Source organism: Rhodopirellula bahusiensis, from assembly GCF_002727185.1.
GTDB classification, from domain to species: domain Bacteria; phylum Planctomycetota; class Planctomycetia; order Pirellulales; family Pirellulaceae; genus Rhodopirellula; species Rhodopirellula bahusiensis.
The window spans coordinates 644,856-666,043 of the sequence record NZ_NIZW01000002.1 but is presented as its reverse complement, the minus strand read 5'-3'; the positions used below and the strand labels follow the sequence as shown (position 1 = coordinate 666,043).

At 55.0% G+C, this 21,188-nt stretch carries 12 protein-coding genes; 10 read left to right on the top strand and 2 right to left on the bottom strand.

The window, feature by feature from the left end:
* Positions 1–66: 66 nt before the first annotated feature.
* The 9 genes from CEE69_RS05265 to CEE69_RS05215 all read left to right on the top strand — a co-directional run bounded on the left by CEE69_RS05265 (position 67) and on the right by CEE69_RS05215 (position 13,660).
* Positions 67–1,443: an oligosaccharide repeat unit polymerase gene (locus CEE69_RS05265; RefSeq protein ID WP_099259641.1), complete on the top strand. Its 1,377-nt coding sequence runs from the start codon at positions 67–69 to the stop codon at positions 1,441–1,443.
* A gap of 40 nt (positions 1,444–1,483) precedes the next feature.
* Positions 1,484–2,647 (top strand): glycosyltransferase, encoded by a 1,164-nt coding sequence (locus CEE69_RS05260; RefSeq protein WP_099259640.1) that lies wholly within the window; start codon positions 1,484–1,486, stop codon positions 2,645–2,647.
* Positions 2,648–2,775: 128 nt separating this feature from the next.
* A complete protein-coding gene (locus CEE69_RS05255) occupies positions 2,776–3,306 on the top strand; it encodes a WcaF family extracellular polysaccharide biosynthesis acetyltransferase (protein WP_233214810.1) in 531 nt (176 codons plus the stop codon).
* 186 nt (positions 3,307–3,492) lie between these two features.
* Positions 3,493–4,374, top strand: a complete 882-nt coding sequence (rfbA, locus tag CEE69_RS05250; RefSeq protein ID WP_099259639.1) for a glucose-1-phosphate thymidylyltransferase RfbA — start codon at positions 3,493–3,495, stop codon at positions 4,372–4,374.
* Positions 4,371–5,300: an NAD-dependent epimerase/dehydratase family protein gene (locus CEE69_RS05245; RefSeq protein WP_143549157.1), complete on the top strand. Its 930-nt coding sequence runs from the start codon at positions 4,371–4,373 to the stop codon at positions 5,298–5,300. Before rfbA ends, CEE69_RS05245 begins: the two co-directional genes overlap by 4 nt.
* 37 nt (positions 5,301–5,337) lie before the next feature.
* Positions 5,338–6,087, top strand: a complete 750-nt coding sequence (locus CEE69_RS05240) for a glycosyltransferase family 2 protein (RefSeq protein WP_099259637.1) — start codon at positions 5,338–5,340, stop codon at positions 6,085–6,087.
* 746 nt (positions 6,088–6,833) lie between these two features.
* The gene (locus CEE69_RS05225; protein WP_099259634.1) at positions 6,834–9,404 is read left to right on the top strand and encodes a polysaccharide biosynthesis tyrosine autokinase; all 2,571 of its coding nucleotides are present in this window, start codon (positions 6,834–6,836) and stop codon (positions 9,402–9,404) included.
* A 936-nt stretch (positions 9,405–10,340) separates the two neighbouring features.
* Positions 10,341–12,170, top strand: coding sequence for an exosortase U (gene xrtU / locus CEE69_RS05220; protein ID WP_099259633.1), 1,830 nt, complete (start codon positions 10,341–10,343; stop codon positions 12,168–12,170).
* The gene (locus tag CEE69_RS05215) at positions 12,167–13,660 is read left to right on the top strand and encodes a tetratricopeptide repeat protein (protein WP_099259631.1); all 1,494 of its coding nucleotides are present in this window, start codon (positions 12,167–12,169) and stop codon (positions 13,658–13,660) included. The genes xrtU and CEE69_RS05215 overlap by 4 nt, the downstream gene beginning before the upstream one ends.
* Positions 13,661–14,502: 842 nt before the next feature.
* On the opposite strand, the gene CEE69_RS05210 is transcribed toward CEE69_RS05215, so the two are convergent.
* Together CEE69_RS05210 and CEE69_RS05205 are read right to left on the bottom strand one after the other, a co-directional pair.
* Positions 14,503–15,087, bottom strand: coding sequence for a hypothetical protein (locus CEE69_RS05210; RefSeq protein ID WP_233214803.1), 585 nt, complete (start codon positions 15,085–15,087; stop codon positions 14,503–14,505).
* 623 nt (positions 15,088–15,710) lie between these two features.
* On the bottom strand, positions 15,711–17,456 hold the full coding sequence (locus tag CEE69_RS05205; RefSeq protein WP_099259630.1) for a hypothetical protein: 1,746 nt from the start codon (positions 17,454–17,456) through the stop codon (positions 15,711–15,713).
* A 331-nt stretch (positions 17,457–17,787) separates the two neighbouring features.
* Here CEE69_RS05205 and CEE69_RS05200 point away from each other — a divergent pair, with 331 nt between their 5' ends.
* Positions 17,788–20,937 carry a dockerin type I domain-containing protein gene (locus tag CEE69_RS05200; RefSeq protein WP_233214786.1) on the top strand — a complete coding sequence of 1,050 codons (3,150 nt, stop codon included), beginning with the start codon at positions 17,788–17,790 and terminating at the stop codon, positions 20,935–20,937.
* Positions 20,938–21,188 lie beyond the last annotated feature (251 nt).

The window sequence follows — 21,188 nt, the reverse complement described above, 5'->3', positions numbered from 1 at the left end:
GACCAATTGCACACCAACTCATCGAAAATGATTTGACCATTGCTACCCGCGATGCACTCTTTGTAAATGCCTGACTTTTCCCTCTTTCCGCTCTCCTTTCCGATCGCTTGCTTTTTGTTAGTCGTCGCGGGGGTGAATGCGTGGAACAAGCGGCGCACGAGTTGGGGAATCCCAGCTTTGGCTGTCGTTGTGACAGTGTCGGTTTGGTATGTCGGTGATGCGATCTACAACGATTACGCCGGCTATCGTTCCACGATTGGTGACCATGCATTGGAAAAAGCATGGTGGCAGATCGGGCTTTTTGTGCTGGCTTTCATGGTGCTCACACCTTCGGTCGCCGAGTCGTTTGCGGGTGAGCTACGCCCCAGCCAAGCGGTGGCGATCCTGGAGAAACGACCGTTGGATCAGGCCCACATTCAGGCCAAATTGGACAAATTCTGCCGGTCGATGTTGTATGTTTGGATTGCGTTGATGCTGGTGGCGCTGTTCCGGGTCGAGGGCGATGTCGTCGGTCTCTTCGCACCTTACCTGGGTCACAAAGTCGATCCCTGGGCTAGAAACCGAATCGGTGGCGGGATTGATGCGATCCTCTCACTGGCATCCTACTTCCAGATTTTTTTGACGGCTGGGTTCGGCGTGATCTTCGCTCTCGCGCACAATCGGCAAACACGTCGAATCGCTCTAGTCGTTTGTCTGCTTGCTTTTCCCTATTATGTTTTCGATCGAACAAGGAACACGATGCTGGCGACGTTTGTGCCGGGTTTCAGCGCGTGGGTGTTCGGGCGTGTCCGAGGAAAACTAGCGGTCAAAGCTGGATACATTCTTGGCGGAGTGATTCTAACTAGTCTTTGGTTCAACTTCGTGCTTGAGAATCGAACCAGCAGAAGCATCGCGAATGCGTTTGCGGGTGGTGCGAGTATTCGGGAGGCAGCCGGTTCAAAGCACTTGGGGTTGAACATGGGTGAAGAACTCGGCTGGATCAATAAGTTCCTCGAGAACGGCAGCTACGAACCGAACTGGGGCATGCGTTATTTCGCTGAAGCGGTCAATCCAGTACCTCGGGTCATTTGGCCGGACAAGCCGATGATCGGGATCGACTACGCCATCGCTCGCGGACAGGGCGGCGGAAACGCACGCAGTGCCGGCGTGCACGCGACGATTTCCACGGGCATGATCGGACAAGGCGTAGTCAACTTTGGACCCTGGCTGGGGCCGATTGCAGCGGCGTTTTTGATGTCCGTTTGGTGTGGCATTTTGGCAAGGCAAGACCGTTTGGGGACCCAACCGGCTCGCTTGCTGTTGTATGCCCTCGGCTTGGCATTGACCTTCAACATGGGGCGTGACATCACTTTGCTGTCTTTGTACCCGTTCATTTTCGGCTGGATCGTGATTGCTTATTGGGAACGCCGGCAAGCCAGAACGCAAGACCGTATAATTTGCTGAGTGACTCAGTTTGTTCAAAATTTCATTTCTCACAAGATCAATGTCACGGGATGCCGGAGGTATTTTCGAAGTCGAATGCGCGCTTGCGAAAGAACTTACGAGTCGTGGCTGCGAGATAAGTGTCTTCAGCCCATCCGACGCCCAATCGATTTGTGATCTTGCGTGTTGGGCGCCCGTTGAACCCCAAATTTTCCCCTGCTTCGGCAACGATTCATTTCGCTATTCGCCGGGTCTTCGCCGAGCATTTATAAATGGTTCCCAGGACTTGTGTCATCTGCACTCGTTGTGGAGCCACACCTCCTTGGTGGCCTCTCATTGGAGTGTTATTTCGAAGAAGCCACTTTTAGTTTCCCCCAATGGCATGCTTGATCCGTGGGCACTTCGGAATTCGAAATGGAAGAAAATGCTGATCGGTTGGTTGATTGAAAAGCGAATGCTTTCGCGGTCTTCGTGCGTCCAAGCAAACACGACCAAAGATGTGGAGGATTATCAACGGTATGGATTCCGCGGCCCAATCGCAGTCATTCCGAATGGCGTCTATCTGCCCAACAAAGTCTGCGTTCCGCGTGCAACGTCCCGCTCAATGACATCAGCTCCAAAAAGAATTGTCTATCTCGGACGCATCCACCGCAAGAAAGGCCTCGCCAATCTGGTTCATGCATGGGGCCAAATTCAACAAGAGAAATCGTCTCGAGAGTGGCAGCTCGTCATTGCCGGAAAAGACGATGGTGGGCATTTGCCGGAACTGCGTCAGTTGTGCATCGATTATGGTCTTCGATGCGCCGACTCCAAAGATGACAAGCAAAGCGATGTCACCTTCCTAGGACCAACTTACGCTGATGAAAAGTATCAGCTGCTAACAGAGGCTAGTCTATTTGTGCTGCCAAGTTTCTCCGAGGGATTGCCGATGGCGGTGCTCGAAGCTTGGGCACACCGAGCGCCGGTAATGATGACGGCCGAATGCAATCTAAACATAGGCTTCGAAATGGGGGCTGCAATCGAGGTCAGGCCGAGCATCCAAAGCATCCGTAAGGGTCTGCTCTCCGCCTTCGACCGTTCAAGCGATGAACTTTCGGACATGGGAGAGTGCGGCTACGAACTTGTAAAATCCAATTTTGTATGGTCATCGGTCGCCCGTCAAATGCATGAGCTGTACGCTTGGATGATCGGTGGTGGGAACGAGCCACAGTTCGTAACAAAGTGATTGAGCGAAAACGTACAAGACTATCCTCAATGAAGTCGACGACTGTTCCGAGCGTTCCTTTCTTGGTCTATACTTTCGAAATTCTCCCTCCGGCATTTTGATACGACACCCACACGACCAATGTTCTTGTGCAAATCGAACTTAAAAATTATCGAAGTTGCTTGGACCGTGGTGCGAGTCGCCTCACGGAAGTCGCTTGGATTGTCGCGAGATTCTTCTTCTTTTCGATGCCATACCCATTGCCATCGCGGGTGCGATGCTTTGTGCTCCGCTGTTTCGGTGCACGAATTGGTGTGGGGGTGGTCATCCGGAGCGAAGTATCGATCACTTTCCCCTGGCGTCTGACAATCGGCGACCATGTTTGGATCGGCGAAAAAGCGTTCATACTAAATCTCGAAGAAATCGTCATCGAGTCAGATTGCTGCATTTCACAGGGTGCGTTCTTGTGCACTGGTTCGCATCGATTTTCGTCGCCCAAATTCGACCTTATTACCCGACCAATCACGGTTCGCAAAGGTTCCTGGATTGCAGCTCGTGTCTTTGTCGCGCCGGGCGTTTCGATTGGGCCCAACAGCATGTGCGTTGCTGGCAGCGTCGTTTTAAACGACGTCGCCGCTGAGACAACCGTCATCGGCAATCCAGCGACAACTCGTAGCTAGGCTCAGACAAAACTACCGGGACCATCTTGCTCGCTACAACCATAACAATTTTCCCGTGCCTGTAGCAATTCCTAGAACCTTTCCTTCTTTACTACATAGCGATCGTTGATGTCGCAACTAACCTCTGACCACCGGCGCCTGCAGCGTGCGTCGTCAATTCCATTGGTAACCTAGCGGAGAAGTAAATTGAAGGGGATAATACTTGCAGGGGGAAGCGGTAGTCGATTAGCGCCGCTCACGATGGCAATCAGCAAACAGCTGCTGCCAGTTTACGACAAACCAATGATTTACTATCCGCTGTCGACTTTAATGCTGGCTGGAATTCGAGAGATCCTCATAATCTCGACACCGCAACATACGCCTCTATTTCAGTTGTTGTTGGGTGATGGTAGCCAGTGGGGATTGGATATTCACTACAAAGTTCAACCCAACCCCGGCGGATTGGCTCAGGCCTTCACGTTGGGAGAGGAATTCATCGATGGATCCACCTGCTGCCTGACGTTGGGCGACAACCTTTTCTACGGCCAGGGTTTAATCAAGCTTCTACAGCGATCCGCACAGATTGAACAAGGTGCTCGTGTATTCGCTTACGAGGTTCGCGATCCGCGATCATATGGAGTGGTGTCATTTAACAAGGACGGCAAGGCGATCTCCCTAGAGGAAAAGCCTGAAGAACCAAGATCCAATTTTGCGGTGCCAGGTTTGTACTTTTATGATTCGAGGGTGTGTGAGTTCGCAAAAACCCTGACTCCTTCATCGCGTGGGGAAGTCGAAATCACCGACCTGAACCGCCTTTACTTGCATGAGGGAACCCTAAGTGTAGAAGTCTTTGGACGCGGCACTGCGTGGCTTGATACGGGGACTTATGAGAATCTTCACGACGCGAGCAGTTTCGTTGGCGCGTTGGAAAAACGCACCGGTTTGAAGGTTTCCTGTCCGGAAGAAATTGCGTACCGACAAGGATGGATCTCGATTGAGACTCTGATTGAGCAAGCGACTAAACTTAAAAACAGCGAGTACGGCGAGTACTTGCAACGATTGGTGCATCAACCGGTGCGTCACTCTTGACATTGCAAGATTGCAGGCAACGGATTGCGGTGTTGGGAGCGTCTGGTTTTCTTGGCAGCGCGATGACGCAGTACCTGGCCAACGAGGGGCATCAGGTGCATGCGTGCAGCAGACAGCAGACAGACGAGTGGAACGACTTCTCGAACGTTGTATTGAAAGTCGGCGACTTGCGAGACCCAATGGCGCTGACGGAGGCTGTCACTGGAGTCGATTTTGTCTACCACTTTGCATCCACCACGCATCCGACTCGACACTACAGCGACCCTCTCGCCGAATGCAATGACGCCTTCCTGCCGCTTCTAACACTAATGGAAGTGGCGACACAAGCAAAGGTAAAAAAAATCGTGTTTCCTTCCTCTGGCGGAACAGTCTACGCAGACAGTCCATCGGCACGAACGGAGGAGTCTCCGACAGACCCTCGTTCACCCTACGCAATTATAAAACTAGCGTCTGAACAAATGTTGAAGCACGCAGTTCGCATGGGGCAGTTTTCCGTTGATATTTTTCGACTGGGGAACCCGTTCGGTATTGGGCAGCGTGCACGCCCGGGTCAGGGTGTTCTGCCTCATTGGATCCAAGCGATTCAGACGAACCAACCGATACAGATTTTTGGAGATGGGACGGACGAGCGTGATTACATTTTTGTCAATGATGTATGCCAGCTCATGGCTACTTCGCTTCATCGACCTGAAGCGAGTGAAGTATTTAATCTTGGTACCGGGCGTGCGACTTCCCTGAATGAGTTGCTACGAACACTACAATCGGTTGTCGATCACGAAATTCATATAGAGTATCGACCTAGCCGACCGGTTGACATACGATCGATTTCACTGGATTCCCGTCGATTGCTCAAGCTGATTCCGGGGTTTGAATTCATCGGACTTAGGCAGGGAATTGAAGCAACCTTGAAATCGTGCCCGAAATGAGTCTGCAACTCTCCGTCAATTATGATCCGAGTCAGGCATGAAAATTTCCCTTATCACTGCCGTTTATAACCGGGCACAGTTTGTTGCGGACGCGATCGAGTCTGCCCTCGCCCAGGCGGACGCGAATGTTCAGGTCGTGGTGGTGGACGGGGAATCGACGGACGGGACAGCGACGGTTGTGGCGGGTTACGGGGATCAGATTTCGGTTTCGATACGGGAACCCGATCGCGGGATTTATGACGCGTTGAACAAGGGACTTCGCGCAGCCACCGGAGACGTCATCGGGTTTCTGCACGCGGATGACTGGCTGGCAGACGCGAATGTCTTGGCCGATGTCGCTGAACTCATGGCCAATCCCAACGTCGACGGTGTCTACGCGGATCTGGACTATGTCGACGCAAATGATCGAGATCGTGTGCACCGCCATTGGGTTTCAGGTGCCTACGACGTCCGGAAATTTCGATGGGGTTGGATGCCGCCGCATCCGACCGTGTACTTTCGTCGTGAATTCTACGAGCGGTTTGGTCTGTTCAATGAAGACATTCGAACGGCCGCGGATTATGAGCTGCTGGTCCGGATGATGGTTCGCCATAAGGCGAAAATGGCGTATCTGCCTCGTGTGACCGTGAAGATGCGAGTTGGTGGAGCTAGCAATGCTAGCTTGGCAAATCGCCTGAATGCGAATCGGGATGATCGGCAGGCTTGGTTGATCAATGGTCTAAAACCGCCGGTTGGATTGCGGTTCACGAAGCCACTTCGGAAGCTGCCCCAGTTTCTGAGACGGTGAGCAGTATCTTGCTCGGCCCTCACCCTAGCCCTCTCCCAACAGGAGAGGGGACTTTCTAGTGGCGGCAGGCTTGGTTGATCAATGGTCTGAAACCACCGGTTGGATTGCGGTTCACGAAGCCGATTCGGAAGCTTCCTCAGTTTTGAGACGGTGAGCAGTGTCTCGCTCAGCCCTCACCCTAGCCCTCTCCCGGCAGGAGAGGGGACTTTGTGGCATAGGCTTCCCAGCCTGTGATTTATTTCCACAGGCTGAGAGACCTTTTCATACCCCACATCTCGAAACACCCAAGATTAGTGTCCGATTAGACTGGATTAGTGTTCCACCAGAGTGGCCAAGAGAACACTAATCGCCGCTAATCGAACACTAATAATTCCTTGACAGGGATATTTGGCTTCAAACCGCTTATATTCCCAACGTAAGCGTCTCCGAAAAGATGTGGGGTACAAGAAGGCTGACAAGCCTATGCCACTTTTCGGGGTGCAATCGATTGGCTCGCCTGGGCCTGAGTTTCGAACGGCTTTGTGGAACGGTTGGGGACAACTGTTCCACTCTGGTCGATTTTGACGATTTTGTGGGGCAATCCGAACGTTCCGGATGGCCGTTCCCGTATCTTCGGAATTGGCTTTCCCGAATCAGAATTCCTAGCCCTACGGCGGGTGGCTCCGTACACTTGACTGCTTCGATAGCAGATTCCCTCCGCTTTGCCGTTCCATCCCCACTCCTCTGCTTTTCATCACGGACTTCGGATGACCCCGAACTCGAATTCAACTGACTCGACCGCCGGAAAACGCGGCCCGAATTCCTTTGTGTCGTATCCCTCGCAAAACGCGGGAACGATGGGACAGGCGGCGATGGGATCGTACCCTGCGATGAACGAAGGCTGGGGCAGCAGTGGCTCTGCCCAAACGGCCGAATCGGCGGATCTAATGGGCGCGATCTGGCGTTATCGCTGGGCCGCATTGGTCCCCACGATTCTCGGTGCGGTTATTGGCTTCCTGGTGTTTGTCAAAACACCGGAGACGTTTCAATCCGGAACGTTGCTGATGTTTGAATCGGATCGTCCAGCGGTCATCGATACGATGACGGGCGATTTGATCGGCGGTGTCCCGTCGATCGATATTCTGCGATCGCAGCTGCTGAGTGACAAGGTCACTCGCAATGCGTTTGAGAATGAGAGCATGGAAGTTTTTCGCGAATCGCTGGGTGGTCATCCCTCTGCATTGCTAGGCCTGGCGAACAAGGCCTTGAAATTCGAAACCGATATCCAGGACGCTCGTTCCGCCTCATCACTCGTGGCGTCATTGACTTTTGAACATTCCGATCCGGAGCTTTGTGAAGCCTCCGTCAAAGCGTACAGTGCCGCACTGCAGCAGCTGTTCGCGGAAAAGCACAAAAGCTCACGGGGAGAATTACTGCGTCTGATTCGGGACGCAACTGACAACTTGCAGCCAAAACTTAGCGAACTGGAGAAGGACTACCGTGCGTTCCGAACGAAAGCTTCGTTAGTATGGAACGAGAACGGGGAGGCAATCAACCCTCACCGCGAACGTCAACTTTATTTGACCGGACGTCGAAGCGAACTTTTTGAGACGCTCCGCAGCCAATCAGTCGAACTGTCGGCAGTTGAGAGCATCGCGAAAGAGGCTGAAGATCCGCTTGTACGACTTTCCATTATCGGGCAACTGATGGGTAAGACCTTCGAGATGCCTGAGTCAAATCAGATTAGCCAAAACATGCGTGATGGCGACGCTGAACTTGCCCAAATTGAGTTGGATCAACAATTGGTCCCGCTGATGATCGAGCGAAACAAGTTCGCGGCGGAATTTGGTGAGCAACACCCGACGGTCAAGGCGCTTGACGCTGAACTTTCGATGATGAAGCGGGAGCTCAAACGCTTGGTCAAAGAGCAATCCGAACGCATCGTCGAATTGATGGAACAAAACAAAGTCGAAGGTGTCGACCCTCGCAAACGTGCCGAAGAAGCCGTCAATGTGATTTTGACCGCCTCGCGAGCGGAAGTGCAGCTGCTGAAACAGCAGATCTCCGAAATTGATTCGCAAATCGCGGACGAACGGATCGAAGCAATGAAGCTGGCCCAAGACGAACAGGAAAACGCATCGATGCTTCGGCAGATTGACCGCAATCGCGAGTTAATCAATCAACTCGACGAGCAAATGGCACGTGTTGAGCTAACGGAGGAAGAAGGTGGGATCCAGGTATCCGAGCTACGAGCTCCAAGCCGCGCCTATCGCACTGGCCCTAACTTGGTGAAAATGCTCGGGATAGGCACATTTCTGGGCCTTGCACTCGGTTGCGGACTCGCAGTGCTTTTGGAAAAAAATGCCAACACGTTCCGAGACCCAGAGGAAATCATCGCGGCCGTTGGTGCGCCAATCTTGACTCACGTTCCATTCTTCAAGGGTCGCGTTAAACGTAAGAAGGGTGAAGCCTCGAATCCATTTGAATTGCTTGACCCTCACTTGGCGGTTGTGCATGCTCCATCCTCCGTGGCATCCGAGTCCATTCGGTCTTGTCGGACTTCGGTTCTGTTTGAGTTGGCTGGCGTTGAGGGAGGAAAAGTTCTGCAGGTCACCAGCCCGCTTCCTGGTGACGGGAAATCCACCATCGCTGGCAACTTGGCGTGCAGTATCGCTCAGTCGGGCAAACGCACGCTGATCATTGATTGTGACCTTCGCCGGCCGCAGGTGACCGACAACTTCGCCATGGCGGATCAACTTGGTTTGGTCGATGTTCTCAACGGGAAATGTGAACATGTGGACGCGGCTCATGACACGCCCCTTAGCACATTGAAAATGATGCCTTCGGGGCCGATCCCGGCGAACCCGGCGGAGGCGTTGACCTTGCCTGAAATGAGCGAGTTGTTGGACGTGCTTCGGGAAGAGTACGACTACATCATTTTGGACACGCCGCCGCTGTTGGTGGTGACCGACCCGAGTATCACCGCCAGTATGACTGATGGCGTCGTGATGGCACTGAAGGTTCGTCGCAAGAGCAAGCCAAACGCGAAAGAAGCTGCCTCGATCTTGGCCAATGTCGGTGCGAAATTACTCGGTGTGGTGATCAATGCATCCGATGAAGGTGCGAACAATGACGGCTACAAAGGATACGGCTACTATCGTTATGGACGCCACACGAATCGCTATTACCGCAAGACTGCTGACAACGGTGCCAAGGCAGGGCAACGGCGGAGTCCCGTGGTTGTGTCCGGACGCGGAGGCGGTGCTAGAAGTGCGAGACCGATTGCGGTGCCGCCGACGGTGACGTCATCAACTGATCAAGAACGCTCGGACGTGTAGCCGGATTCGCTGAGAGTTTGGACGGACTATCGGTATAGCCACAGAGATCACGGAGAACACAGAGCTGCGTTTCTCAGTCGCTCTCGGCTTGGAATACGCACTCTCGAATCTGCAATAATACGGCCATTTAAAACCGCACATGGAGTCCCGTCCGGCTCTCTGTGAACTCTGTGTCCTCGGTGGCGATCCAACGCTCATTGAACCAAGCAGAATTCGCTGTACGAAATGGGCCAAGAATTCCAATTCGAACAGTCTGAAATCTGGCGATTCCAGCTACGATGTAAAGAACTTTTGATCGCTGCCTTGCTGACGCGGCGGGTTGTGACGCGACAAACGACGCTCGTCTGCGTAGCCAGATCATCGACTTAGAGGCCTAAGTCGGCTACGTGTGTGCATTCTCGGCGTTATCGAGGCGTCTCTCCATCGCCGAAGCTGCAAAAGCTCGAGCCACCAAACGTCGTAGCCGATTCAGGCTTTGAATCGGCCTCCCGAACATGATCAGGAATCGCATCAAATTCGGATATCTTGCCAATCTTCATAACCCGCCGCGTTAGCAAGGACTCTGCGTGAGAACGCACGCAACGGTTCGCAGTCCTGCAAACAAACTGAGATCTGGCGATTCCAGCTACGATTCGTAAAAATGTTGGTCGAAGCCTTGCTGACGCGGCGGGTTGTGACGCGACAAGCGATGCTCGTCTGCATCGCCAGATTTGCCGAGGATTCCGACGTATGGTCCCTCGCTGACGCGTTCGGGTTGTGATTGCAGACTCAAACGCCGGACACATCTGATCTCTGCGATTCCAGCGTCCGATTGAGCGGGATTGGCTGCAAATCTTTTCGCGATTGCGGTGACAATCGGCTAGCAATTTGTGGCGTTCGGACACTCCTCGCCTTATCATGGGGATCGACCTTTCCCCCCGCACAACAGACCGCAGTATGACTGAAGATTCTCCCGCGATCGCTCCCATGAAGACGAAGGCGAAGGTGCCGCTGGCTCCCATTCGCACTCCGGTCATCCAATCCGTTTGGACGTGGTTTTGGGTGGCTCTGCTTGCCGCGTGCATTCCTATGCTGGTCATCTACTTCTCGCGGATGTGGCGTCTGGACCACTACCAGTACTTTCCGTTTGCGATTGGAGCGGTCGCATGGCTGGCATGGTCTCGTAGCGACCGCTATTTCTACGCTCCGTCTCGAATCAGTTCCTTGCTGCTGATCTCAGTGGGCGTGCTCGCCATGATCGGAAGTTGGAGCCTCCGGTCACCTTGGATGATGTCCATCGCCTTTGTCTGCTACACAGCGGCTTGTTTGAGTGTGATGCGCGGCCCGCACGACAAGAGCCTGTTGATCCTCGCTCTGCCGTTACTGCTGCTGATTCGTTTGCCGCTTGGCTACGACCAGTTGCTGGTGATCCAGCTGCAGCATTTGACCACAATGATGTCGAGCTTGCTCCTCGATGTTCTCTCGATTCCGCACGCGGTGACACGCAATGTGATTGAACTGCCAAGCCGAGAATTATTTGTGGCTGAGGCGTGCAGTGGAATCCAGTCTGTCTTCACCATGGCTTTTCTCAGCACGTTGATCGTCGCGATCAATCGTCGGAAACTGTGGCTGGCTCCATTCTATTTGATCATCGCTCTCATTCTCGCCGCCGGCGGAAATGTCTTGCGAGTGACCATGGTCGCTGTCGCTGATCAATGGATGTCGCTTGACCTTGCATCGGGGTGGGCTCACGACATTTTGGGATACACCACTTTGGCGATTTCGGCATTCTTCCTATGGTCATTCGATGGAATGATCATGACGCTGATGCACGTGACTGGAACGACGTCGGACGAACATCCGGACAATCCAGTCTTGCATCTTTGGAATTGGTTCGTTGACGACGGCCAAAACGTTGACGCCGTGGGCGAATACTACCGGAGCAATCAGTCCGCTTCCGATCGGAAGGAGCTTGGATTCCAACTTCAGCTAGCTCGTCTATTGGGCCGTTTGCAAGCCAAGCCAATCGCAGCAGCAATGGCGGTTCTGGGAGTTGTCTTGATTTCGGTGAGTTCGTCGTCAGCCATGAAGGTCAGTGCTGTCGGCGTAGAGGAAGGTGCACAGGGCATGTTCGTTGATGGGATTGTTTTTGAGCCGCCCGTCAAGTTCATCTCTTCAGGCAACAGCGGCTTTCAACTGAATGAACATCAACAGTCGCGTGATGGTGACAATCCCATTCTCGGTCAAAATGCGGATGTTTGGACATTCGAATCGATGGTCAACGGCCTTCCAGTTCGCGGGCAGTTTGTTTTAAGCCAAACCTATGCGGAGTGGCATGAGCTTTGTCTTTGCTATGAAAACCAAGATTGGAGACTGCTCAATCGAATTTTGGAGTCAACGGATGCTACCGAGTCAGAAGTGGCCGATTCTGGATTCCAACCTTTCGCTTATGCTCTGTTTGGTGGCGACACCGACGCACGCGGTCATCTTTGGTATTCCGCAATCACTCCATCAGGAAATTTTGTTTACCCACCCGAAAGGCCCGGACAAATCGGACGCCGCATCGCCGATGCCGCGGAAGGATTGGATGAAGCAATCGAACCAATGATGATGCTGCAGCTTTGGGTGGTTGCCCCTCAAAAGCTTGATGCGTCGACGATTGATCGGGTTGATGAGATGTTCGACGGACTGCGGCAGAAGATCGCGACCGCGGTGAAGGCGGCCAGTGGTGGCTCGGCGGTCGGAACTGCCGATCAGACTGAAGCTGACTTGGAGGCGTCATCATGATTCGGTACCTCAACCCGTTGCAGTGGTTCAAGTGGTTTGGACAGTGGTTCATTGCTTGGTTTCGGACGATTCCGTGGAAGCGAGCATCAACTGCGATCCCTGCGCTGGCATTAACGATCGCTTTGGCGATTTTGCTGTTTGTTTCGACGGGTGAGAACGTTTCTTGGCGGAATCAGTTGATCCGCGAACAGTTGGCGTCCGCTTTTGAACGTGATGACTACAAGACAGCGGATCTGCTGATTCGGCGGCAGATTGAAGAAGGTGACGAGTCAACTGAGACGCTGTACCGGTTGGCGGTGGCTCGGAATCAGCAGGATGAGACGGAGGAGGCTCGGTCGCTGATGCGTGGGTTGGTGGCGCAGCAGCGTGACGCCCGTGCGGCTCGGTGGTTGTTGCAGGAGCTCTATGAACAAAAGAAGTGGGCGGACCTGGAGAATGATGAGCAGCGAGAGTTCGGACAGTTGCTTCGTCTATTGAGCGAAGAAGTTCCTGATGACTTGGGCATCAAGAAGGCTTATGCGGACTATCTCATTCGCACCAACCGCCAGAATCAGGCGGTTCCGTACCTGGTTCAACTCGCGTCCGTTCAGCCGATGTTTGGTTTGCAGGCGGCGATGATTTCCCGCCAGGCTGGCGAGGATGACGCTGCAACTCGCTACGCAGAAACAACGCTCGAAAAGATTCAGCAGCTGTTTGAGGAAGAGCCGGCTAGCCCGCAGTTGGCAATGGCGAACGTTCAGGCGTTGATTTTTCTTGAGAAGCACGCGGACGCGGTTCGGCTGTTGAGCGAATCGATTGGCCGAATGAAAACCAAGGAGCATCAGGCTGGGTTGCAACAGGCGATGGGCGACACCATCGTCGTCTGGATCAACAAGATTGAATCGGAACCCAACGAGACCGTGGAAGAACGTTTGCGGGTGCTGAAGATGCTGCAAGTTGCGTTGCAGTACGCCCCCAACAATCCGCGCGTGCTGAGCCTGGTTGCGGATCAGGTGCTCAAAACGTTGGAATCAGACGATAAAGAACTGGGCAAGATTCGAGCGGCACTGGTCAAAGGGTCTTCGCCGGGAATCGCGAATTTCATCCGCGGGACGGCGGCCCTGTTGAAAGGCGATGCTGAAAAAGCAACGCTCCACCTGAAGCTCGCGGTGGAACATTTGCCGCATAGCCCGGCCATCCTGAATAACTTGGCAGTCGCGATAGCGGAGAAGGAAGATGGCGATTTGGAGCAAGCCCTTCAGATCAGCGAGCAAGCGATCGAAAGTGTCTCGACACCGAATGCTTACTTCTTTGAAACCCGCGGGCAGATCCTGACGAAGCTCGGTAAACACCTGGAAGCCATCCCTGACCTCGAACGGGCTTTGGCGGAAGAGTCGCTCGCCAATGCGGCTCACGAGTCGCTTGCGGTTTGCTTTGAGGCTTTGGGGCAAGAAGAATTGGCGGAAGAACACCGAGCGGCGATGACGGAAGAAGCTGAGACGTCCGATTGAGATGGTTGGGTTTGCCGAGGATTTGTAGGTCTTGAATCAGCGATCGCGTTCCCGGCAGCCTGTGGCATTTGCTTTTCATAACCCGCCGCGTTAGCAAGGACGCGGTGCTGGTCGCCACCTTCAGGGCTCGGCATTGCTTCCATTGCGGGATGACTCCGTTGCCGACTCAGGCTCTGAGTCGGTTGTCCACATCGCCAAGAGCATTGCTTACGCTGCGGGTTGTGACTTGGAGCTGCTCGGACGGCATGATTTGTGGTCCGAATTCTGGCGAATCCGGCTGCGGGATGGACGGCCCCGGCGAGATTGCGTTTGAATGCGCAGAAGGCCGATTCAGGGCCTGAATCGGCTACAGATGTGAAGAGTTCGATCTCTCACGAATCCGGCTGCGGAAGACGGCCGTACGACACTGCGGTTCAGCATGCGTGTTGCCAACTCAGGCTCTCAGTCGGTTCGCAATATCAAGAAGAGCCTTGCTCACGCTGCGGGTTGGGATAGGTGACGGGCAGTGGTGAGTCCGAATTCTGGCGAGCCGGCTGCGGAAGACGACCGTACGACGCTGCGGTTCAGCAAACGTGTCGCCGACTCAGGCTCTGAGTCGGTTGTCCACATCACTAAGAGCCTTGCTTACGCGGCGGGTTGTGACTTGGAGTAGCTTGGACGGCATGATTTGTGGTCCGAATTCTGGCGAATCCGGCTACGAGGTTGATTCTGTTAGGCGGCTGAGCGACAGGCAACTTTAATACGACATTGAAAAAAGGCGACTGTGAGCTTGGCTCGCAGTCGCCTTTTTTGTTGTTATTGGAACCGTCCGTCGTCTTGCGGACTCCTCGGCTCAGACAGCTCTACTGAGTGATGCCAGCGGTTCCGGCGGCGCTGGTGGTTGGCAACTTTGGTGCGGCCATTTGCTCGAGGCGCTCTCGGTTGATCTTGGTGGCCATGACACCCGGCGATGTCGCGGGCTCGATGGTGGTCACGAGGACTTGTGGCTGCGGTTGTCCATCCAACACATAGTTGTCGACTGCATCCCGCACGGATTTGATCCGTGACTGCGTCTCGGACTGGGTTGCACCACGAAGCACGTAGATCTCTCGGCGGTTTTCGGGTGCCTGGGTCGCGATCCAACGGACGCGATTTTGGCCGGCGGCCAAGAGGGCTCCGTCGCCGCCGCGGAACAGTTCGTGTCCGATGGTGTTGTGCATACGCCATCCGTTGCGTTTCATCGCTTCAAATGGCATCACGACTTGCAACGCGTCCACCTCGTTGAACGGGTCCGGCCAAGCGACGTTGCGGTGGTATCCGACGTGCATTTGGTGAACCAACGAACCCCAGTCCGCGGATGCTGTTTGGGTGCGAATGCCACCGAATGCTGTCGCTGCGAGGATTGCGGCGAAGAGCAACGTGCGTTGTGTTGGGAACGTGGTCGCCATGGTCGGGCAAGTCCTTTTGCAGGGCCGAATGAGTTTGAATCGCGATGCGGTGGATCCCCAACGCGATTTGCGTGACGGGAGCCTTGATGCATTCTCTCATTCGTCATCTTGTACCCTCGACGTTCAATCGCTGGACCAGAGGGGCCCTGGTTTGCGTGATCGATAAAGTCGCGGCAAGCGTTAGGGTTACCAGAATTCGGATGCCGTTCACCTGGGCCGACTCAGGGCCTGAGTCGGCTACGCGGGCCAACCGGACGCTTTGCCAGCCTGCACACCATGTACGTGTAGTCGACTCAGGCTCTGAGTCGGCGGATCCTCAACACGGAAGACCTTGCTGACGCGGCGGGTTGAGATCCGAATTCTGGCGAATCCGGCTACGGGGATGGCTGTACGAAGCTGCGGTTCAATGCACACGTTGCCGACTCAGGCTTTGAGTCGGTTGGTCACATCACCAGGAGCCTTGCTGACGCTGCGGGTTATGACCAGGAATAGCCTGAACCGCGTGACTTTCCGTCCGAATTCTGGTGAATCCGGCTACGGGGATGGCCTTGCTGACGCTGCGGGTTGGGACTTGGAGCTGGGAAGATGTCCGGTGGGAACCGAACCTACGAGCGTCGTTCGGGTCAGGAATCACTGGCCGCAGCTTCGACAACCAGTTCGTGGATGGCCTCGATCGCTTGGGTGTCGCTGCCGTGGAGGACTTTCATGGCGTCGGGGCCGCCTGTGATCTCGAAGGCTTGTTCCACTTCTTCTTCGGTCAACCAACCGCGGTAACCGTAGTAGCGAATTTCGGCCAGCTTTCGCAGCGGAGTCATTGAACTGTCACCCAGGACCTGGGCCACGCGTTTGCGAGCCACTTCGGGGCTCAGCGTTGGCAGGTCAGACAACGTCAGTCGCTCATCAACGACCGCCCAAAGCGACTTCAGTTGCTCGTCGACGTAGGATGAAGCTGAGCCTCGACCGACGCGGTTCATTCGTTCGACTTCGGTGTTTTCCATTGGCCCCGAGCTAACCAATGTCTTTCCGGTGCGAGCGTCCAAAACTTTCACCCGGCTGATGTTGCTGACCGCGCCGACTCGGTTTTCTTTCAGACCAACGTCAAAATGGAACAACAAATCCAGTTCCAAATTGTGAGCGGTCTTGATCGTGTCGCGAGAATTTCCTTCGCCGACGAACAAGACGCTGGGGATCCACATCGATTGAGCTGCGTCGTCGACTGAGTCACCGTTGACGGTGTGCCCCTGCGTCGTCGATTCACGTTCGACGTCCGTCAAAGCATGTCCGAATTTGCCGTCGGAGATTCGTTTCGACAATCCGGTTTTGATCGTTTCAGCGACCAAGCCCAGGAACTTCTCCATGCGAGAGTTCACTTCCGAGTCGGTCATCTCGGCCTTCGGAGCCATCGCCGCTGCGTTGCGGTTTCGTCCGCCTCGACCGGGCATTCCCATGCCTGGTCCACCCATTCCGGGCCCGCCCATGCCCATGCCCATGCCAGGTCCACCCATGCCCATGTCTTCCGCGTACATGTCCATTTCACCCATGCTCATGTCGTCCATGCCCATGTCGTCACGCATCGCACCTTCCATGCCCGGACCTGGGTTGCCCATCGCCATGTCCATTTCCATCATCCCGGCATCCATTCCCATATCGCCTCGTCCCATACCATTGGATGATCCGGAGCTGGTGATGGGTGATGGGTCAGCCGTCGACGAATCGCCATGCACACCCAGGCTGGTACCAATCCGAAGGTGCCAAAGAGGCTTTCGAAAATGCTTGCTGAATTTGATCTGATCCATCTGCTGCTCCGCCGCGTCGCTTCCACGTGCGATGAAGCCATGGAAAAGCTGCAGGGCCAACGGCAGATTTCCGTACCGATAAGCGACGTGGGCTTCGTTGCGAAGAACCGGCCCCAACGCCACGGGCTGTTGCGAAGCGGTTGCGTTCGTAAAAACTTGCTGGACCCGTTCAGTGAGCGGTGACCAATCGAGCCGGAACACTTGTAGCATCACCATTGGCGACGGAGCCAGGTTGCCTCCGCCGGAGTTTGATTGACCGCCGTAGCCAGAACCGTACCCCGATTCGCCGTACGGATCGCCCATTCCTTGGTCTTCCATCTGGGAATCGTACATCTCCATCTCGTCGTAGCCATTTTCCATTTCTCCATAGGTCGGCGGTCCGCCGGGGCCGCCTGCCTGAGCTTCCATGGCAGCTCGCTCAGCAGCCGCCATCGCCGCCTGTTGCCCTTGGGCATTCGCGAAAGATGGGAACGCGATTGCGGACAACGCCGTGAAAAGCGTCGTCAAACAGATCGCCAATCCGGCAGATTTGGCAGAAGAACGCAGCGACAGATCAGCGGGCATCGTCAACATTGGAAAAAATGAATGGAAAAGAGGCGCGGCGGAGATGCAATCAAGCGATTCGCCGAAAACACAACGACTCGGGAGGTCACCCGGTCGCGACGAAATCCGGCAAAAATCCGGGGAAAAGGCTACTCGGAGCCAAACGGTCGTCGTCTATAATAAGCGACGGCGCCGAGGGCTGGGGAATGGATTCTGGAAAAGCATCCAAACAATCGTGTGGACAATTCGTCCAATTTTGACGCGAAAGATGCCACTGCCTGGGAACTTTCTTCCCACCCATGACGTCCTCCTTGAAACGCCTGTCTATCCGTTCCGTCTCGACACGTGAGAAATTGACACGATGCCGCGTCTTTCCCTGACGAGCCTTCGACGCCGCTCCCAGAGAAATCTGACGCGCGGAACTCGCCGTCGCCTGTCGATGCAGACGCTGGATGATCGCCGCGTTTTGGCCGCGATCGTCGGATCGGTCTTTCACGATGCCAACGATTCGCTGAAGAAAGAAGCCGAAGAATCGACGCTGGCAAATCGGTTGGTGTTCGTCGACCAAAACGACAACGGCACACTCGATCAAGGCGAGCGATACGGATTGACGGATGAATCCGGTGAGTTTTCGTTGAATGGATTGGGCGACGGAACCCACGTGGTCCGCGTCTTCAACGGAACCCAATCACAAATTCAAACCACTCCGTCGGTGATCACGGCGAACCCGTTCCTCAGCGAATCGGAGATCACCGCCGTCACTCCAGCCTTTGTTCTCGACGCGGGAACGGATGACGAAGTTGTCTTGCCGGCCGTTTTCGCGAAAGGCACCTCGCTGAACACATTGACGGCCAGCGGAACGGTTGCGTCGACGTTGGATTTGGGCGTTGGCATTCAAGCTCTTTGGCGTTCACCCGCTGGCGATTTGTTCGCTTTGGGTGATAACGCCGTCGGACACAAAGCGTTCATCGTCGACGCGGCGCTCGCCGGATCGACTCCATTCCAAGACAGCGACTTGGCCCCGCAATTCGTCGATCACGCCATCGACGATGTCGGTCGCGGACTGCTTTTGCAAGCCGCCGAAAATGGCACCTCCCAATTGTGGACCGTCGACACGAACAGCCTCAGTGCCGACGCCACCGGTGCACTGATCCCTACCGACACACAACTGATTGGCGATTCGACTCCTCGATCGAGCGACGGTCCGACCCGTTCGATCCTGGCTCGGGCGACGCAAATCGATGACGGACAAGGCGGCACGGACGACGGCCTGGAAATTCACGTTTGGAGCAATGCGAGTCACTCGTTGTTGACGAACGATCCAATCATCGTCGACGGCGGCGTCGAAGTAGTCGGCTTCAGCGATGAAGCAGGCTTGTTGGTCGTCCGCCAGTCCGATGGTTTGACCGTCCACGATCTGGAGTCGACCGACCTGGCGACTCTTTACAGCCTCTCAAACGACGGCCCCGTCGCGATTGATGCGGCTCGCGGTTTGATCGTGACTTTGAGTCCGGACTCGGTTGACCCACTGGAGGCTGGCCTGCGATTGATTGATGCAGACACAGGTGACTTGGTCGTCGACTTGGCGATTGATTTGTCGGCTCTCAACCTGCCCGCAACTTCGGGCGTCCAGGGCATCTCGCTCGACCCTGAATTGCGTCGAGTTGCGGTTGTGGGCGCGGCTGGTTTGGCCGAGATGAGCCTGCGGACTCCGGCGCCTCACCGAGTGCAAATCACCAACAACCAAGATCCCGCGCCGATCGAATTCGGCATGCGTTTGATCGGTGCCAACACGGCGCCGGATTACGACACGCCGCCAAATTGGACGATGGACGAAGACACCGTGCTGACCAACGCGGCTCCCGCGGTTTACGGCGATTCAGCGGACGCGGACGACGACGATTTCATTCTGCTGCCAATGCAAGGCACCAGTGCTGGCGTGTCGACGGTGACGCTTGCCGGTTCACTTTCATATGTTCCGATCGAGGACTTCGCGGGCGTCGATCAGTTCACCGTTTGGCTGCACGACGGTCGAGATTTCACCGAACACGTTTTGGACATCACCGTCGTGAATGTCCCTGATGCTCCGATCGAAGTCATCCCGAACGTCAATCCGGTCCCTGAAAACATACTGCCGGGCGCTCCCATCGGTGATATCGATGTCATCGATGGGGATGGCCAAGCCAACCATGTCATCGAGATCGATGACGAACGCTTCATCGTCGACCAAGACGGCAATCTGATCTTCGTCGGTCCCGGCAGCTTGAACTGGGAAGATGAATGGGCGATCCCGTTGATCATCACCGTTCATGATCCCGACTTCGAAGAACCTTTGATCCACACGGCGACTCTGCAGATAACGGATGAAGACGATCCGATCGAGGACGTGTTGCCGAACAACGCGACCGTCCGCGAAAATTTTGAGGGCGACGTGGTCACCGAAATCACGGTGGTCGATGAAGACGAAGATCAAACCTACGATTTCGAAGTCGATGATGATCGCTTCTTTGTCTTCGGTGGAAGCCTGCGGTTAAAGCCCGGCATCGCGGTCGATTTCGAAGCCGAAGAGAGCATCGTTGTGAACCTCACGGTTTCTCGCCTGGACGACTCGTTTGAAAAAGCGATCACGTTGCAGGTCGTCGATATGCCGGAAACACCAGCTGGCTTTGCACTGACGCCTTCCACCGTCGAAGAACAAATGGCCGGCGCGGTCGTCGGTGAACTTCGTATCGCTGGCAACCCAGCCGCCAACAACCACACACTGTCCGTCAACGATTCGCGGTTCGTGTTTGACGGTTCGACGTTGAAGTTGGCCGAAGGCGTTGCTGTCTTGCTGGCGGATCAACAAGAGATCGAGCTCGACATCACTGCTAGCTCGCAATCGCCTGGAGTCGATCCGGTCACCGAAACGTTTTTGATCCAAGTGACCGAGAACGACACACCGTACCACAACGACATCGAACCTCACGATGTCAACGGCGACAACGACGTGACCGCGCTCGATGCGTTGACGATCATCAACTACCTCAATACATACGGCCCCGGACCGGTCGGCTTTGGTGATCCCGGGTTTGGCTACGACGTCAACGGCGATGGCTTCGTGACGGCTCTCGATGCGTTGTTGGTGATCAACCACCTGAATCAAATCTTGACTCCCGCGGGGACGGTCAACAACGGCGAAGAAGAATCCAACGACGGAGAAGGCGAAGGAGAACCGAACGTCGATGACGAGCTCGCTCAAGGTGACGACGATTCGAATCAACCGTTGGTCCCCGGCAGTGATGACTCCATGGGGCCAAACGCTCCTCGCGGATTCGCACAGTCATCCCTCCGAAGTCAGGCTCGCGATTCCGTGCTGTCGGATCTGACGAAGCTGATCGACACCAGCACCGACGACCCATTTGCGGTTTCTACGAATCAACTGGTTGATGTGCTATCACGGGTCAGCGACTTGGGCAGCGACAACCACGACTCGGCACTCAAACTGCTTTCCGAAGAATCGGACGAGTAGGTCTCTTTTTGTGCTTTAGCCGGCCGGCATTAGCTGCGGTTCCTGCCTACACCGCTGCACCGATCGTTCTTGGCATCTAGTAAATAGCGCATGCGGTTCATGGTGAGGACCGGGCGTAACGGCCGGCGGCTGAACTGATCGGTGGAAACTATCGTTCGCGCTCGAGACCGGGGACGATCTCGAAACCGCCGCCGATTTCGGCGAAGTTGTTGACGCTGTCCGGGGCGAAAAATCACACTGGGAGAGTTGTA

Excerpts from the sequence above, each read along its gene's own strand:
- CEE69_RS05265 (WP_099259641.1), top strand. The coding sequence starts at position 67 with ATGCCTGACTTTTCCCTCTTTCCGCTCTCCTTTCCGATCGCTTGCTTT.
- CEE69_RS05260 (WP_099259640.1), top strand. The coding sequence starts at position 1,484 with ATGTCACGGGATGCCGGAGGTATTTTCGAAGTCGAATGCGCGCTTGCG.
- CEE69_RS05240 (WP_099259637.1), top strand. The coding sequence starts at position 5,338 with ATGAAAATTTCCCTTATCACTGCCGTTTATAACCGGGCACAGTTTGTT.
- CEE69_RS05225 (WP_099259634.1), top strand. The coding sequence starts at position 6,834 with ATGACCCCGAACTCGAATTCAACTGACTCGACCGCCGGAAAACGCGGC.
- xrtU (WP_099259633.1), top strand. The coding sequence starts at position 10,341 with ATGACTGAAGATTCTCCCGCGATCGCTCCCATGAAGACGAAGGCGAAG.
- CEE69_RS05215 (WP_099259631.1), top strand. The coding sequence starts at position 12,167 with ATGATTCGGTACCTCAACCCGTTGCAGTGGTTCAAGTGGTTTGGACAG.
- CEE69_RS05210 (WP_233214803.1), bottom strand. The coding sequence starts at position 15,087 with ATGGCGACCACGTTCCCAACACAACGCACGTTGCTCTTCGCCGCAATC.
- CEE69_RS05205 (WP_099259630.1), bottom strand. The coding sequence starts at position 17,456 with ATGTTGACGATGCCCGCTGATCTGTCGCTGCGTTCTTCTGCCAAATCT.
- CEE69_RS05200 (WP_233214786.1), top strand. The coding sequence starts at position 17,788 with ATGCCGCGTCTTTCCCTGACGAGCCTTCGACGCCGCTCCCAGAGAAAT.